Raw genomic sequence first — 14,596 nt, 5'->3', positions numbered from 1 at the left:
GGAGGCGCGCCCGGCATCCCCTGCCACTACAAGGCCGGTGCCCCGACCGTGTCGAACATCGCGTAGTCGTCGGTCACGAGGGTTCCGTTACTGAACAGGTTCAGCCCGAAACTGATCGCGGTGGCACCGGCCGGGAGCGCCGGGGTCGTGAAGCTCGCCTGGGTGTATGCGGATGCCGTCGCGAGCCACGGGCTCGACGTCCAGTACTGCCAGGTCCCGCTCGCATCCCGGTAGTAGATCGCGAACTGGGTGGACGTCGTCGACGTGTACCAGGTCCGGAGCGAATAGGTGTGCCCGGCGATCGCGGGCGGCGCGCAGGCCCCGCTGTCCAGGCTCGGCAGCAGCTTCGCGTCGCCGTTGGCGTAGTTCGTCACGACGAGCTTCTCCGCCTTGGTGCCGGTGTGCGCCGTCGCGACGGTCGTGAACGCGGCGGTGTTGGTGCCGTAACCGCCGATCTGGTAGCACTGCGGAAGGGCGGCGACTCCGGCGGCTTCCAGGCCCGAGTTCTGGACCAAGTTGGTGCCGGGGGCAGGCGGCGGGGGTACGGGCAGGGTTGCGGCGTCGAAGGCCGTGTAGTCGTCCGTGGTCAGGGTGCCGTTGCTCAGGAGGTTGAGGCCGAAGGTGATCGAGCTCGCCCCGGCGGGCAGTGCCGGGGTCGTCCAGCTCGCCTTCTGGTAGGTCGCGGACGCGGCGAAGAGCGGGCTCGCGGTCCAGTAGGCCCAGGAGCCGAGTCCGGTCCGGTAGTAGACCTCGATCTGGGTCGCTGCCGTGGACTTGTACCAGGCCGAGAGCGCGTACGCCGTGCCCGGGGTGGCCGCGGGGGCGCATCCGCCCAGGTCGGGGGTCGGCAGCCATTTCGCGTCGCCGTTGGAGTAGCCCGTCATCGTCAGGCGGGCCGCCCGGTTGCCGCTGTGGCCCGGAGTGACCGTGGTGAAGGCGGGGGTGTTCGTGCCGTATGAGGCGCCCTGCCAGCACTGCGGCACCCCTGCGGTGAGGGTTTCGAAGCCGGGGTTGGAAACCAGGTTGCTGCCGGCGGGCTTCGGTGTGACGGCCGGGCCGGAGACGACGGCTTTGACGGTGCCGCCGATGACCTGGTCGACCGTCTTGACCGTCGTCGTCGCGGGGCGGGTCTTCAGCCACTGCACGAACTGGGTGAACAGGGTCGGGCTGATCGTGAGCGGGTCGGTGAGCCCCGTCGCGATGTGGTGGAAGGTCAGCTGCTGCCAGCCGCCCGCAGTCTCGGCCTGGGTGACGGTGTTCTGGAGGTCGGTCAGGCTCCAGGTGTTGTCGACCTCGTCGGCAGCCTGGGTCAGGTACGGGTCGGCCGGCGGGATGCTCTCGGTGAGCGCGCATCCCGTGCAGCCGAACCGGGTTTGGATGTCTCCGAGGCCACGGGCGCTGTTGAACCCGCAGTTCTTGACGATGGTTTCGGTCGCAGGGGTCAGCAGCGAGGCGAAGGGATAGGCGAAACTCGTCACCCGGAATCCCCAGTTGGTGAGGTTGACTCGGTCGTTGCAGACCTGGCGCGTCGCCTCGTCCGTCGGGAGGGTGGCGAGGTCGGGGTGCGTCACGGTGTGGCCGCCGATCTCGTTGCCATCCGCGGCAAGGCTCTGCACCTGGGCAAGCGTCATGTAGCCCGGCTGGTTGATATACCCGGACGGCGTGTAGAAGGTGCCGTGCAGCCCGTTCGCCTTGAGGATCGAGGCTGCGGTCAGCTGGTCCGCGTTCGCGTCGTCGAAGGTGAGCGTGATGACGGCGGAAACGGCAGCGCTTGCAGGAAAGGCAGCGAATCCGTCGGCGACTCCGACGGAGACGAGTGCGAGCACAAAGGTCGAGACCCAGGCGAGCCAGCGCGGGCGGTTCCGACGGTAAGCACCGGTCAGCCGGTGTTTGGCGGCCTCAGGATTGCCTGGCTGAACGTCCATGTCGCTGAGCTCCATTCTGGGCCCCTGTCTTCCGCGCCGGGATGGCGCGGAAGACAGTCGGGTTAGGGCGCCGGAATCCCATTAAGGGGTGACCTCTCGGCCCTGTCAATGCGCGGCGCCCCACCAGAATGGGGGGTAGACCGGATGCCTAGGCTGCGCGGCGGCGACCCGTTGCGAGTCCGTAGATCAGGAGGACGACGATGGAGCCGCCGATGGCGAGAAGCCAGGTCTGCAGTGAGAAGAAGTCCTGCAGCGGAGCGTTGAACAGGATGCCGCCGAGGAACCCACCGAGGAGTGCGCCGACGACGCCGAGGAGCAGTGTCACGAACCATCCGCCGCCCTGCTGGCCGGGGAGGATGAGTTTGGCGATGGCCCCGGCGATCAGGCCGAGGAGAAGGAAGCCGAAGAAGCCCATGGGGTGCTCTTTTCTGTATTGGTCACGCGTGGTTGCGGATTTTGAAACGGTCTGGCGGTGAAACGACGTCGGCGCGGCAGGCCGGGGCCCGCCGCGCCGGGAGAGGTCTAGTCCTTGAAGACGTCCTTGATGTTCTCGCCGGCCTTCTTGGCGCTCGCGGATGCCTGCTCCGCACGCCCCTCCGCGACCTTGGAGTCGTCGTTGGTAGCCTTGCCGACGGCCTCGTTGGCCTTGCCCTTGAGGTCTTCGGCCGCGTTCTTGATCTTGTCCGATGCGCTCATCGTGTTTTCACTTTCTGTCGGTGTTTCTCTGGGGATGCCCGACGCGGTTGCGCGGGAAGTCTGGTCGTCTTCTGAGGGGTGATACACGTCATTGATCGTGACGTTCACCGCCGACACGCCGAGGCCGACGAAGTCCTCGATCGCCCGCGTGATGCTCGCCCGCACCTCGGCGGCGATCTGGTGCACCGGAACCGGGTACTCGGCCACTATCACGATGTCGACGACCACGTCCGTGTCACCCACCGTGACGCTCACGCCTTGGCTCAGGTCCGTTCCGCTCAGGGCCTCGCGAATGGCGCCGAAGGCCCGGACGGGAGCGCTGCCGAGGGAGTGCACCCCGGTCACGCCACGGGCGGCGACGCCCGCGACCTTGGCGACAACGCTGTCGCTGATGACGGTCTGTCCGCCGGGCGAATCGCCGCCGGAGACACCGCCGGACGAGTCGCGATCGGAAATACCGCGGAGAGCACGGGAAAGCGGCATGATGGGTATTCTTTCGTTGTCGATGGGCGATGATCGTGATGATCGTCACTGATATGACGTAGGCCGCCACAGGTTCGTCACGCGGAGATCGAAAATTTATTTGGCGCACCACCGGGCGATTCGGGAAGGACGTGATGACCACCGTTACGAGGCTCGCCGTCCCGTCCGCTCTCGACGCGGCATCCGACGCCCTGCTCGCCGACCGCGCGGCCGACGGAGATGTTCGCGCCTTCGAGGTTCTCGTCCGTCGCCACGGCCCGCTGATGCGCGTGCACGCGACCCGGATCCTGGGTTCGAACGACGAGACCGACGATGTGGTGCAGGAGTCGTTCATCACGGCCTGGCGGCAACTGCCGACCCTCGAAAACGGCGCCGCGGTGAAGAGCTGGCTGATGCGGATCTGCGGTCGCAAGAGCATCGACCGGGTTCGCGCCCGCCGCGACCACGCCGACATCACCGAAACGGATGCCGCAGCTCCGGCGGCGCTCACACCGCACCACGTCGCCGAGACGCAGGAACAAGCCGAGGCGCTCGCGCGGTGCCTCGCGGAGCTGCCGGACGACCAGCGGCGCTGCTGGACCCTGCGGGAACTCGGCGAATACAGCTACACCGATATCGCCGAAGAACTCGACCTGCCCGTGTCGACCGTGCGAGGCTTGTTGGCACGCGCCCGAAAAACCCTGCTGCGGGAATTGGAGGACTGGCGATGAACGCCCCAGACATCCCCTTTGTGGCTTTCGACCCCGAAGAGCTGGCCGAGGAGCAGGCCCGCCTGTCCGGGCACACGATCGAGGACCTCAACGACTACCTCGACCGCGGCCGCACCCCGAGCGACTCGAGCATCGACGACTCCCCGGCGTGCACAACGGCACTCACCCGCCTCGAGCGGCTCCGTGCGGCGTTGCGCCGGGTCGACTCGGCCGCCGTGGACCGGGAGTCGGCTGGGACTGACGGCTGGGTCGCGACCATCATCGACAGCATCCGGCTCGAGACCCGGGCGGGTCGGCGGATCCCGCTCACGTCCGACTCGCCGGTCGCCCGGCTGGCGCTGACCGAAGGCGCGGTCATCGGTGTCCTGCGCACGGCGGGGGACGGGATAGACGGCATCCTGATCAGTCGCTGCCGTCTCGACGGCGACGTCACCGAGCCGGGAGCGCAGATCACGGTGCGCCTCGAGGTGTCGGTCGGGGCCGACGGGATGAATACCGGCGAGAGCATCACGGCCCTCACCTCACGCCTGCGCGCGGCGGTCCACGCCGTGCTCGTGCAGCAGACGGAACTGTCGATCGCCGCCGTCGACATCACGGTCACCGACCTGTACCTCACGACACCCCCGCCGAGCTCCGAAGGAGAAGCCGATGAGTGAGTCCGCTGTCGCTGCCGGAGAACTCGACGACTACATTCTCGCGGTCCCGGGCGTCGACGCCCTCTACCCGGCCGGCCCGCTCCTGACCACGGTCGTGGCCTCAGTCGTCGCCGCGCTGATCCCGAGCGTGGCTGCGCCGAATCCGATCGTCGTCGTCGAGCGGTCCGGCGGACTCTCGATCGCCGCGAACATCGGCGTCGCCCCCGATCATGCGGCACCGGATGTCTGCCGCCGCGTTCACGATGCCATCGCCGAGCACTTCCGTCACGCCGGAGACCCGGTCATCTCCGAGATCGCGGTCACGGTCGCCCGCATCGGCTGACTGCCGGCGATCCCCCGTTGTTTGCGTGGTCAGGGTTGTTTGCGCGGTCAGGACCTCTTCGGCGAGGCCGGACCACCGCGAATGGCTGACCTCGCCGGCCGGGTGCCCGCCTGTTTCTGTGCCCGCATGGCGTCGTCGGCATTCCTGAGGAGCACCTCGAGGCGGGTCAGATCGCTGGACTCCCCCGTGTCCTCCGCCATCGCGATCCCGATCGTCGCGGAGACGCGCAGGCGCCGCCCCTCGCACACGAAGGGACTGGCTGCACTCAATTGGATGCGTTCAGCGAACGAAGCGGCCTGGGCCTTCGTGACGCTGTCGAGGAGCACGACGAATTCATCCCCGCCCAGGCGACCGAGGATGTCTTCGGGACGAGAATGCTCCCGCAGGCGAGCGGCGAAGCCGACGAGCACCTGGTCGCCCACCCGGTGGCCATAACTGTCATTGACGGCCTTGAAACCGTCAAGGTCGATGTACAGCGCGGCCACGCCGGCGACGTCCCCGTTGCCCTCGAGGATCGCACCCGCGCGTTCCTCGAGCTGGCGGCGATTGGGCAGCCCGGTCAGGGAATCGTGCAGGGCGGCGTAACGGAAGTCGGCGGAGAGCTGCTGAAAGATCTGGGACACCGACACGACCCTCGGGCCGTTGTCGGTGAGCACGAGCACGTCGCGGTAGCGGACGTCTTCGGGCAGGGCCAGGATGCGTTGAGCCGCCTGGGCGAGGTTCATGCCCCCGTCGAGTGCAAGCGACCGCTCCGGAACGAGCTGGGCCGCTGTCGACCTGCTGTGCAGCCCGCGGCCGTAACCCAGCCGACCGGTCAGGGTGTACTCGACCTGATCGCGGGAGAGCAGAGAGAAGAGCTCACCCTCCTGGACGACGACGGATCGAAGCTGCCGTTCGGACCGGAAGATCCTGTCGATCTCGGACACCGGGGTGCTCGCGGAGACGAGCTGCGCATCCGTGGCGAGGTCGGTGAGGCAGACCACACGATCACCCGCATGGGGGCCGGTCCAGGAGTCGAAAAGTGATCGCATGATTGATCATGACGGCGTCGACGGCTCGTGGACGTCAAAACTGGCGCTGTTTGCCGTCTGTTCAGCGCCCCGGTGGCCGTCGTTTGCTGTGGTCGCGCCCGAGCCCCGGATACGGCAAGATGGATTCCGTACCGATTGGTTCACAATATTCCGGAGGAACCCATGCTCATCGCCGCCCAAATCGTCGCCACCATCGCCGCACTCCTGCACGTGGTCTTCTTCCTCTTCGAGAGCGTGCTCTGGATGCGCCCCTCTGTCTACGGGCGGTTCGGGATCGCATCCAGGGACGAAGCGGCGACGATCCGCACGATGGCGTACAACCAGGGCTTCTACAACCTCGCCCTCGCGGTCGGGGTGCTCGTCGGCGTCGTGCTGCTCGCGCAGTCCGGTTCCGCGTTCACCGCGGGCAAGACGGCCGTCATCTTCGGAACCGCCTGCATGTCGGTTGCCGGCGTCGTCCTCGCTTCAACGGGACCCTCCTACCGACGCGCGGCCGCACTCCAGTTCTTCCCCGCCGCCCTCGCCCTCGTCCTGGCCAGCCTCAGCTGAGCCCACGAACACCGCCTCCCGCGTGGCGACCACGCTCGGCGCGCACGCCGACCTCCGGCGCCGGTACCGATCGGCCGGGCCGGATGGATGCTAGTCGACCGCGGCCTGCGCGGTCAGCAGGCGGGTCACGGCCGCGAGCATGGGTGCGCCCCAGCCGGTCGCCCGGGTTCCGCGGTCGTGCTCCGGAATCGCACGGTTATAACTCTGGTCGAAAACGACAACGCTACGTCCGGCCTTCAGCAGACCGGTCACGACGGGCGGGGCGTCGTCGACGAACAGGTCGATCCCCTCGAGCGCGTGCTTGTCGAAGCCCGAATGCACGACCGTGGCCAGGGGCAGTCCGTTCGACGCGATCCACTCCCGCGTATCGGAGTTGAACTCGTCGCTCCTGGCCGTGACGGCGACAAGCTCGCATCCGGCAGCCTCAAGGGCGAGAAGCGTCACGAGAGCCTCGTCGAACACGGCGAGGCCCAGGTAGAAGCCGTGGCGTTCGGCATGACCAAAATGACTGAGGAAGTCCGGCATATCGACGAACCACGCGTCGTCGCCGATCCACATGGCGTACTGGTCGAGGTCGGGGAATCGCGTGGACCGTTCAGCCAGGGGGATCGAGAGCTTCTCCCCCATCCAGGTTCGGAGACCACCGACCGTGTCAGCGGTCGTCGCATCAAGGTCAACCCCGAGACGCGGGGCGCGGCCGTGCGCGGCCCGGAACCGATCAAGCGCTGCAGTCAGATCGGCGGGAGCCACAAGTGCGTTCGGAATCATTCGAGTGTGTCCTCTTCCAGAAGTTGGGTGATGGTGCGCAGAGTTTCCGGGGAGACATCGCCCAGAGTCCTCGCGGCGAAATTCACGACGCGTTGTGCGCGGAGCCTCTTGACAAAGGCGAGTTGGGCGTCCACGCGGACGGGGATATCGTCGTCGGAACCCAGGAGGTAGGCCGGTGGGATCCGGAAGAATTCGGCAATTCCGGTCAGGAGTTTCTCGTCGGTCACGAGCGGGCCGGTCCCCGCGATCATATATGCCCACCGGGCTCGGGAGAGGGAAAGCGACCTGTCCCGCAGGCCCTCGGCTATCTCGCGGTAGGTATACGGGGTATTCCCCTCGGCGACGACGACGTCGAGCAAGAGGTTGAGCTTCCTCGCCAGTTCCATTTGCGCACTGAGACGCTGGGCGGTCGGGGGAGTCTTGCCGTTCACGTCAGGCGTTCCCCTCTTCATCGGCGCGCCGCCCCTGCTACGTCTCGTCGCATCACGGCTGACCCTCCACAGTCACAATGGGCAACACTCGAGGACCAGCCGGGGAAGCGAGGTGCTCCGCCGTAGCCAACAGCGCCTGGTCCGACTGCGATATTTCCTGAGGATACAGCAGGAGGCAATCACGGACCTCGACATAGCGACGGTAGAGTCGCGCAGCGGCGCCGCGGGTCAGAACCAAGTGGATCTTCGTTTCAGGAACGTCGAGGCTGAGTTCAGGCGACTCGGATAACAGCCGCTCCCAGAGAGGTGCGAGCCGCACCAGGAGTACGCGAACCTGGACTTCCCGTTGGACTCGCATGACGCCGTCAACCGCCGCCGTGAGGCCGAATCCAACGGCCAGGCACGAGGGCGCGATCAATAGCGCCGCATAGTAGACGCCGCCAGTCCCGGTCGCGAAGTCAGCATTGTGGCTGACGTTCGCCATGACCGCATTGAGGAGGCTGACGACGGCGTACACGATCACACCGGCGCAGCCGACAACGACGAAGCCGAGTGAGACCCGGGTCAGTCGTCGTCGCTGCCTTCGCCGGTCCGAGAGACATGCTGCCGCCACCGTGACCGAGAAATACGCCAGGGCTACCCAAGTGGTCGCCGCATACGCCGTGTAGTCCCACCGATCAAGAAAGCGGATGTCCGGCATCAGTCGCCAATCGGCCCCGAAGAACAACACTGACTGAATGAGAATGACCACCCCCGGGAAGATCGCAGAGATCGGTTTGATCCGCCACCCACCGGGTTGCACCGACGATGCGGCCCGCACGAGTTCGTTGAGAAGCGCTACAGCGATGACCGCAGTGACGTGGAAAAGGTAATACGTCACGTTCACGCCGCCGAGAGCGGCATCGAGCACGTCGAAGACAAGATCGGTCTGCAGCGACATCGTCAGCGCGAACACCGCAAGAAACGAGAACAGCAGGCGCCGACGGCCCCGCACGACGGATGGGAGGCAGAACAGGGTGGCCAGCCAGAGGAGCGCGCTCACGCCACCAGCGATGAGGGAGGCCATTACAGCACCCGCCCGAATCCGGTCCGGGCACCGTCCCGGGCCTCCGCGCGGTCACTCAGCATAGTCAAGGCGAGCCGGTCGCCGATCGCTTCGGCGAGTGCTTCCAGCTCGTCGGTCAAACTGCTTCGCAAAAGTGCGTGCACGATGGCGTCGTAGGGGATCAGGGGCGCGAATCGCGCAACTTGATCGGCCGAGAGCAATTCCTTGTCGTCGCTGAGGATCATATGGCCGTATTCATGGTTGATGAGCTGCTGCCGATGCACCGCCGAGATCGTCGGGGCATGGTGGATGCGCTCGAAGGCTTCGCCGGCGACCTCGATCCAGAGTCCGCAGACACCAGCGTGCAGCATCGTTTCGCTGCCCTCACGGATCACAATCTGCTTTTTCCGGACGCTCTCCATATGCGCGTGGAGCCGCTCGGGCGTGAGCGGCCGCGGCAGATCGAGTGCCGCGACAAGCTCGTGCGCGCGCTTCTGGCGTTCTTGGTGATCCATAGTCTTTCCCCCGGTCGATGCCACGTTCGACCGATTCTGGAACGTAACTTTGGACATGTCTAACGTCTGCTACGCTTGCCTTCGGTTGGACATGTCTAGGTTACAGTTCCGGGGGGAACGCCGTAACCGGCATGTTCGAACCAGGCACGACGCGGATTCATGGGCGACAGTGGGGCGTCGCCGTGCGCGTGGTGCGGAGCTGCCCACAGGCCTCCGCACCGCGCAGCCGCCTCGTCGCAGGCCCGTCCTGCCGAACCGTGCTGACCCGCGCGCTGACCCGAATCAGGCCGTTGCCTGGCCGTAGAGGATCAGCGACCAGGCCAGGGAGACGAATGCTGCCGTCGCCGTCGCCGTCCGCACCCGATTCCAGGTCGCCCATCTGGCCTCGTTGAATTGCCTCCGCACTTGAGCCAGATCCTGAATGCCATCGGGCACCCCGGCCGCTTTGATCGCGTTATTGAGGGGCAGGTGAATCGCGATCGTGACCACAACGTCACTCAGGATAAGGAGAAAGGCGGCAATGATCCAGGGCGCGCCCGGACGTCCCAGATTCTTCAACACGGCGGCGCCGGCCAGCACCAGGGACCCGAAGAATGCGCCGAGCATGAACCAGGGATTGATGATCCCACGGTCCAGCGACTGGAACGCGACCACAAAGGTGCGGTCGTCCGCGGTCTTCAGGCCGGGCATGATCGTGTGCGCGTACAGCGCGAAGACGCCGGCCGTCAACCCGGTCGTGATCGTGGCCCCGAGAAGCGCCACCCCGGCCACGATGTCGGCAATCACGTGTGGCTACGATTGTGAGGTGTCGTCATGGCGGACAGTCAAGCACCGCACTGCCCGCTCATCCAGATTCCGATCCAGATTTCGATCCAGAATCTGGCCAATTCCGACACCATTCGCGTGGCGCGGAGCAAAATATGCCCCTGTGGTCTGACCACAACAGGTAGTATCAATCTCACGCCCCAACCACTAGATATGGTCTTTCGCCCGACTTACTGTCCCGCTCGATTGTCGTGGGGAGTATTAATCAAGGAGACGGCAGCGCGTGTTGAAGATGGAAACCCCCGGCACAGGAACGCTTACGGCTGGCAGCAGTCTCAGCACGCTTATGGTCGCAAAACGCGACGGTCGACGACTCGCCTTCGACGATGCCCGGATCTATGCCGCGCTGGCCAAGAGCTTCACGGAAGTGAACGGCGAACTGACCCCGCTCACGCACCGGATCATCCGCGACCTGGTCGCTCGTGTCGATCGCGAGATAGCCTCGCGCTTCGCGGTCGACATCAAGATCTACGAGGTCCAGAACATCGTGGAACACGCCCTGCTGGACAGCAAGGAATACGACGCCGCAGAGGCGTACATCAATTACCGGATCCAGCGCGACTTCGCGCGCAGCAAGTCCACCGATATCAACCACTCGATCATCAAACTGATCAGCAAAGACGAAACGGTCGTCAACGAGAACGCCAACAAGGACAGCGATGTCTTCAACACCCAGCGCGACCTGACCGCCGGCGCGGTGGGCAAGGCGATCGGCCTGAAGATGCTGCCGCCGCACGTCGCCAACGCCCACCAGAAGGGCGACCTGCACTACCACGACCTCGACTATCACCCCTATGCCCCGATGACGAACTGCTGCCTCATCGACTTCAAGACGATGCTCAGCACCGGTTTCCGGATCGGCAACGCCGACGTCGACCCGCCCCGCTCGATCCAGACGGCCACCGCGCAGATCTCGCAGATCATCGCGAACGTGTCGTCGAGCCAGTACGGCGGATGCTCGGGCAACCGGATCGACGAGGTGCTCGCCCCCTACGCGGAGAAGAACCTCCAGAAGCACCTCGCCGACGCCCGGACGTGGATAGCGGACGAGTCCCAGCACCAGCAGTTCGCGGAGGAGAAGACCCTCAAGGACATCTACGACGCGATGCAGAGCCTCGAATACGAGATCAACACCCTGTTCACCTCGAACGGGCAGACCCCGTTCACCTCGCTCGGCTTCGGCCTCGGCACCAGCTGGTTCGAACGCGAGATCCAGAAGGCGATCCTGCAGATCCGCATCGAGGGTCTGGGCCGCGAGAAGCGCACCGCGATCTTCCCGAAGCTGATCTTCACGGTCAAGCGCGGTCTCAACCTCGACCCGACCGACCCGAACTACGACATCAAGCAGCTCGCGCTCGAGTGTTCCACCAAGCGCATGTACCCCGACATCCTGAACTACGACAAGATCGTGGAACTCACCGGCAGTTTCAAGGTGCCGATGGGCTGCAGGTCCTTCCTCCAGGGCTGGAGGGACGAAGACGGCAACGATGTCTCAGAGGGCAGGATGAACCTCGGAGTCGTGACGCTCAACCTGCCGCGGATCGCCCTCGAGGCCGCCGGCGATAAGGACAAGTTCTGGAGCATCCTCGCCGAACGTGTGAGCATCGCCCGCGACGCCCTGCTCTTCCGGATCGAGCGCTGCAAGGAAGCGACCCCGGAGAACGCACCGATCCTCTATGTCTACGGCGCCTTCGGCCAGCACCTGGAGGCCGGCCAGTCCGTCGACACCCTGTTCAAGAACAAGCGCGCCACCGTGTCGCTCGGCTTCATCGGCCTCTACGAGGTGGCCGCGGCTTTCTACGGCGGAGCCTGGGAATCGAACCCCGAGGCGAAAGACTTCACCGTCGACATCCTCCGCACGCTCCACGACCGCACCCAGGAGTGGAGCAATGAGTACGGCTACCAGTTCAGCGTGTATTCGACCCCGAGCGAGAGCCTGACCGACCGGTTCTGCCGGCTCGACACCGCGAAGTTCGGTTCGGTCGCCAACATCACCGACAAGGACTATTGCACCAACAGCTTCCACTACGACGTTCGCAAGAGCCCGACGCCGTTCGAGAAGCTCGACTTCGAGACGGTCTATCCCCAGTTCGCCTCCGGTGGGTTCATCCACTACTGCGAATACCCGATCCTGCAGCAGAACCCCAAGGCACTCGAGGCGGTCTGGGACTACTCCTACGACCGGATCGGCTACCTCGGAACCAACACCCCGATCGATCGTTGTTACGCCTGCGGCTTCTCGGGCGACTTCGACGCGACGGAGCGCGGCTTCGAGTGCCCCGAGTGCGGCAACGCCGACCCGATGACCTGCGACGTCGTCAAGCGCACGTGCGGCTACCTCGGCAACCCGCAGGCCCGTCCGATGGTGCACGGCCGGCATATGGAGATCACCTCCCGGGTCAAGCACATGGCGGGCGCCACCGGCATCAGCGGGGAGGATGCCCCAGCACCGGTCTCCGAGGATGCGTAACCCCCGGCCCGGCGAGTGGCTGTCTGAGAAGCTGAGCCAGCACTACGTCGGGGACTACAAGCCCTTCGTCTTCGTTGACGGCGAAGGCGTGCGGTGCAGCCTGTACCTGTCCGGATGCCTGTTCGCCTGCGAGGGCTGTTTCAACGAAGCCACCTGGAGCTTCCGCTACGGCCAGGAATACAGCCAGGAGCTCGAAGACCAGATCCTGGCCGACCTCGGCCAGGAGTACGTCCAGGGCCTGACCCTGCTCGGCGGCGAACCGTTCCTCAACACCGGGGTCTGCCTCGGGCTGATCGACCGGGTGCGCCGGGAGTTCGGCTCGTCGAAGGACGTGTGGTCCTGGACCGGATACACCTTCGAGGAGCTGTTGCTCGAGAGCCCGGACAAGCTCGCCATGCTCCGCGGAATCGACGTTCTGGTCGACGGTCGGTTCGAGCTCGCGAAACGTGACCTGAAACTGCAGTTCCGGGGCAGCAGCAACCAGCGGATCATCGACGTCCCCGCGTCCCTGACCGCCGGAGAGGTGGTCCTGTGGGGTGGACTCCGGGATGCGACGAGCACCTTCGAACAGATCGAGAAGCGCCAGCTGATCTAGTCACCCGTCGTCCCGCACCCTCTTCGCGACTGCCGAAACTCCGAAGGGCGCCCGCCGGCGGATGCCTGCGGACGCCCCGAGGGCCCCGTTACTGCTTGCGGAGGGTTGCGTTCGTGCTCTCGCCGATAATGCCGTGCTCCCAACGCCCCTCGTCGAGGTCGTTGGCGATCCTGCGGTACTTGTCGTCGGACACGTTGTAGATGAAGTAGATGATGATGGCGGCGATGGCCAGCGCGAGGGCCGGGTACAGCGTCATGACCGCCTTGATTCCTTCGAGGGTCTCACCAGACTGGCTGGTGGCCTTGGCCACGTATCCGGTGACGGCGAGCATGCCGGCACCGACGACCGCGGCGAGGGACTGGGCGAGCTTGCGGGAGAAGCTGAAGGCGGCATAGGTCATGCCTTCCTTGCGCACCCCGGTGTGCCATTCGCCGTAGTCGATCGTGTCGGAGACGAACGCCCAGGTGATGCCGTTCGGGATGGCCAGTGCGGCGTAGCCGATGGTGACGAGGATCATGAACGTCCACAGGTTGGTCGGGATGATGAAGTTCAGCCCGTTGGCGACGATCGCGATAATGAAGCTGCCCATCACGGTGCGCTTCTTACCGAAGCGCATGACGAGCTTCGGGATGAACATGATGCCGACGATGGACGCACCGATCATGACGAGGTTCAGTACGGCCTGGAGGGCGATGTTGCCGAGGTTGTACTGGGCGAAGAAGATCATCATCATGTTGTTGACGTTCATCGACGAGATCGTGAAGAGGGACATCAACACGAGTCCGAGCAGCGGGCGGTTGGTGAGAACTGCCCTGGCGTAGTCCTTGATGCCGTTCTTGCTCGAGCTGGCTGCCCGGTTGATGACGACGTTCTCTTTCGTGCCCCGGTAGCAGAGCACGAATGAGACCATGCCGAGGAGTGCCATCGCGAGGGAGGCCCACATGTAGTTCTCTGCGGTCATTCCGCCGAGCATCATCATGATCGGGATGAAGGCGAATCCGCAGATCCACTGGGCGCCGAGCGAACCCGCCTGGCGAGAGGTGGCCAGCTGGGCGCGTTCCTTGATGTTGCGTGTCATCACGGAGGCGAGCGAACCGTACGGGCCGTTGACGAAGGAGTAGACCCCGCCCCAGATCGCGTAGGACCCGGCGGCGAAAGCGATTTTCCAGCCCATTTCCACGTCGGGCATGGTGAAGGTGACGACGGTCATGATCGCGAGGAGGAACGCACTAACCATCATCACCGGGCGGAACTTGCCGCGCTTGCCGATCTTGCGGCTGTCGATGAAGATCGCGGCGAGCGGGTCCATCACGGCGTCGAAAAGTTTGACGAGCACGAAGATCAGGGCGACGACTGCCGGGCCGATGCCCGCGGTGTCGATCCAGAACTTGGTCAGGTAGGCCTGGCCGAGGTCGAACATGAACCCGTTGCCCAGGTCGCCGAATCCGTAGGCGACCTTCTCCTTGGAATTGAGCCGGGCTTCGGAACCGAAGATGGCCGGGGTGGGCTCCTCGGCGGAGACAACCTCCGCGTTCTCTTGGATGGTCATGGTCGCTTTCCTCTTTCCACTCTGAG

At 65.2% G+C, this 14,596-nt stretch carries 16 protein-coding genes; 6 read left to right on the top strand and 10 right to left on the bottom strand.

Going from position 1 to position 14,596, the window contains the following annotated elements:
• Window positions 1-26 precede the first annotated feature (26 nt).
• From E3O46_RS07590 to E3O46_RS18475, 3 genes are all read right to left on the bottom strand, one after another.
• On the bottom strand, window positions 27-1,925 hold the full coding sequence (locus E3O46_RS07590) for a polysaccharide deacetylase family protein (RefSeq protein WP_134561444.1): 1,899 nt from the start codon (window positions 1,923-1,925) through the stop codon (window positions 27-29).
• A gap of 148 nt (window positions 1,926-2,073) precedes the next feature.
• Window positions 2,074-2,340 (bottom strand): GlsB/YeaQ/YmgE family stress response membrane protein, encoded by a 267-nt coding sequence (locus E3O46_RS07585; protein WP_134446342.1) that lies wholly within the window; start codon window positions 2,338-2,340, stop codon window positions 2,074-2,076.
• 107 nt (window positions 2,341-2,447) lie between these two features.
• Complete coding sequence (locus E3O46_RS18475; RefSeq protein ID WP_134446341.1) at window positions 2,448-3,104, bottom strand: Asp23/Gls24 family envelope stress response protein; 657 nt, start codon at window positions 3,102-3,104, stop codon at window positions 2,448-2,450.
• Between the two features lie 134 nt (window positions 3,105-3,238).
• On the opposite strand from E3O46_RS18475, the gene E3O46_RS07575 reads away from it, so the two are divergent.
• From E3O46_RS07575 to E3O46_RS07565, 3 genes are read left to right on the top strand one after another with little or no spacing between them, the layout of a single operon-like run.
• Window positions 3,239-3,814: an RNA polymerase sigma factor gene (locus tag E3O46_RS07575; RefSeq protein ID WP_134446340.1), complete on the top strand. Its 576-nt coding sequence runs from the start codon at window positions 3,239-3,241 to the stop codon at window positions 3,812-3,814.
• Window positions 3,811-4,470 (top strand): Asp23/Gls24 family envelope stress response protein, encoded by a 660-nt coding sequence (locus tag E3O46_RS07570; protein ID WP_134446339.1) that lies wholly within the window; start codon window positions 3,811-3,813, stop codon window positions 4,468-4,470. The genes E3O46_RS07575 and E3O46_RS07570 overlap by 4 nt, the downstream gene beginning before the upstream one ends.
• A complete protein-coding gene (locus E3O46_RS07565; RefSeq protein ID WP_134446338.1) occupies window positions 4,463-4,792 on the top strand; it encodes a hypothetical protein in 330 nt (109 codons plus the stop codon). Before E3O46_RS07570 ends, E3O46_RS07565 begins: the two co-directional genes overlap by 8 nt.
• 47 nt (window positions 4,793-4,839) lie before the next feature.
• Here the strand turns inward: E3O46_RS07565 and E3O46_RS07560 are convergent, their stop codons facing one another.
• Window positions 4,840-5,823, bottom strand: coding sequence for a GGDEF domain-containing protein (locus E3O46_RS07560; protein ID WP_134446337.1), 984 nt, complete (start codon window positions 5,821-5,823; stop codon window positions 4,840-4,842).
• A gap of 162 nt (window positions 5,824-5,985) precedes the next feature.
• Between E3O46_RS07560 and E3O46_RS07555 the strand changes: the two genes are divergently transcribed.
• Window positions 5,986-6,372, top strand: a complete 387-nt coding sequence (locus tag E3O46_RS07555) for a DUF1304 domain-containing protein (protein WP_134446336.1) — start codon at window positions 5,986-5,988, stop codon at window positions 6,370-6,372.
• 90 nt (window positions 6,373-6,462) lie between these two features.
• On the opposite strand, the gene E3O46_RS07550 is transcribed toward E3O46_RS07555, so the two are convergent.
• The 5 genes from E3O46_RS07550 to E3O46_RS07530 form a co-directional block, all read right to left on the bottom strand.
• The gene (locus E3O46_RS07550; protein ID WP_134446335.1) at window positions 6,463-7,140 is read right to left on the bottom strand and encodes a 5' nucleotidase, NT5C type; all 678 of its coding nucleotides are present in this window, start codon (window positions 7,138-7,140) and stop codon (window positions 6,463-6,465) included.
• Entirely contained in the window at window positions 7,137-7,592 is a 456-nt protein-coding gene (locus tag E3O46_RS07545; protein WP_241975549.1) for a hypothetical protein, read from the bottom strand. The genes E3O46_RS07550 and E3O46_RS07545 overlap by 4 nt, the downstream gene beginning before the upstream one ends.
• 31 nt (window positions 7,593-7,623) lie before the next feature.
• Complete coding sequence (locus E3O46_RS07540; protein ID WP_134446334.1) at window positions 7,624-8,637, bottom strand: MAB_1171c family putative transporter; 1,014 nt, start codon at window positions 8,635-8,637, stop codon at window positions 7,624-7,626.
• Complete coding sequence (locus E3O46_RS07535; RefSeq protein WP_134446333.1) at window positions 8,637-9,131, bottom strand: hypothetical protein; 495 nt, start codon at window positions 9,129-9,131, stop codon at window positions 8,637-8,639. The genes E3O46_RS07540 and E3O46_RS07535 overlap by 1 nt, the downstream gene beginning before the upstream one ends.
• Before the next feature lie 282 nt (window positions 9,132-9,413).
• A complete protein-coding gene (locus E3O46_RS07530) occupies window positions 9,414-9,917 on the bottom strand; it encodes an anthrone oxygenase family protein (protein WP_198413380.1) in 504 nt (167 codons plus the stop codon).
• 325 nt (window positions 9,918-10,242) lie between these two features.
• Here E3O46_RS07530 and nrdD point away from each other — a divergent pair, with 325 nt between their 5' ends.
• Entirely contained in the window at window positions 10,243-12,426 is a 2,184-nt protein-coding gene (nrdD, locus tag E3O46_RS07525) for an anaerobic ribonucleoside-triphosphate reductase (RefSeq protein ID WP_241987362.1), read from the top strand.
• A complete protein-coding gene (gene nrdG, locus E3O46_RS07520; RefSeq protein ID WP_134446332.1) occupies window positions 12,419-13,021 on the top strand; it encodes an anaerobic ribonucleoside-triphosphate reductase activating protein in 603 nt (200 codons plus the stop codon). Before nrdD ends, nrdG begins: the two co-directional genes overlap by 8 nt.
• 88 nt (window positions 13,022-13,109) lie before the next feature.
• On the opposite strand, the gene E3O46_RS07515 is transcribed toward nrdG, so the two are convergent.
• Complete coding sequence (locus tag E3O46_RS07515; RefSeq protein WP_134446331.1) at window positions 13,110-14,570, bottom strand: glycoside-pentoside-hexuronide (GPH):cation symporter; 1,461 nt, start codon at window positions 14,568-14,570, stop codon at window positions 13,110-13,112.
• Between the last annotated feature and the right edge of the window lie 26 nt (window positions 14,571-14,596).

The organism is Cryobacterium glucosi (genome assembly GCF_004402235.1).
Taxonomy (GTDB): domain Bacteria; phylum Actinomycetota; class Actinomycetes; order Actinomycetales; family Microbacteriaceae; genus Cryobacterium; species Cryobacterium glucosi.
The sequence above is the reverse complement of the archived record's forward strand: the minus strand, read 5'-3'. Positions and strand labels throughout refer to the sequence as shown.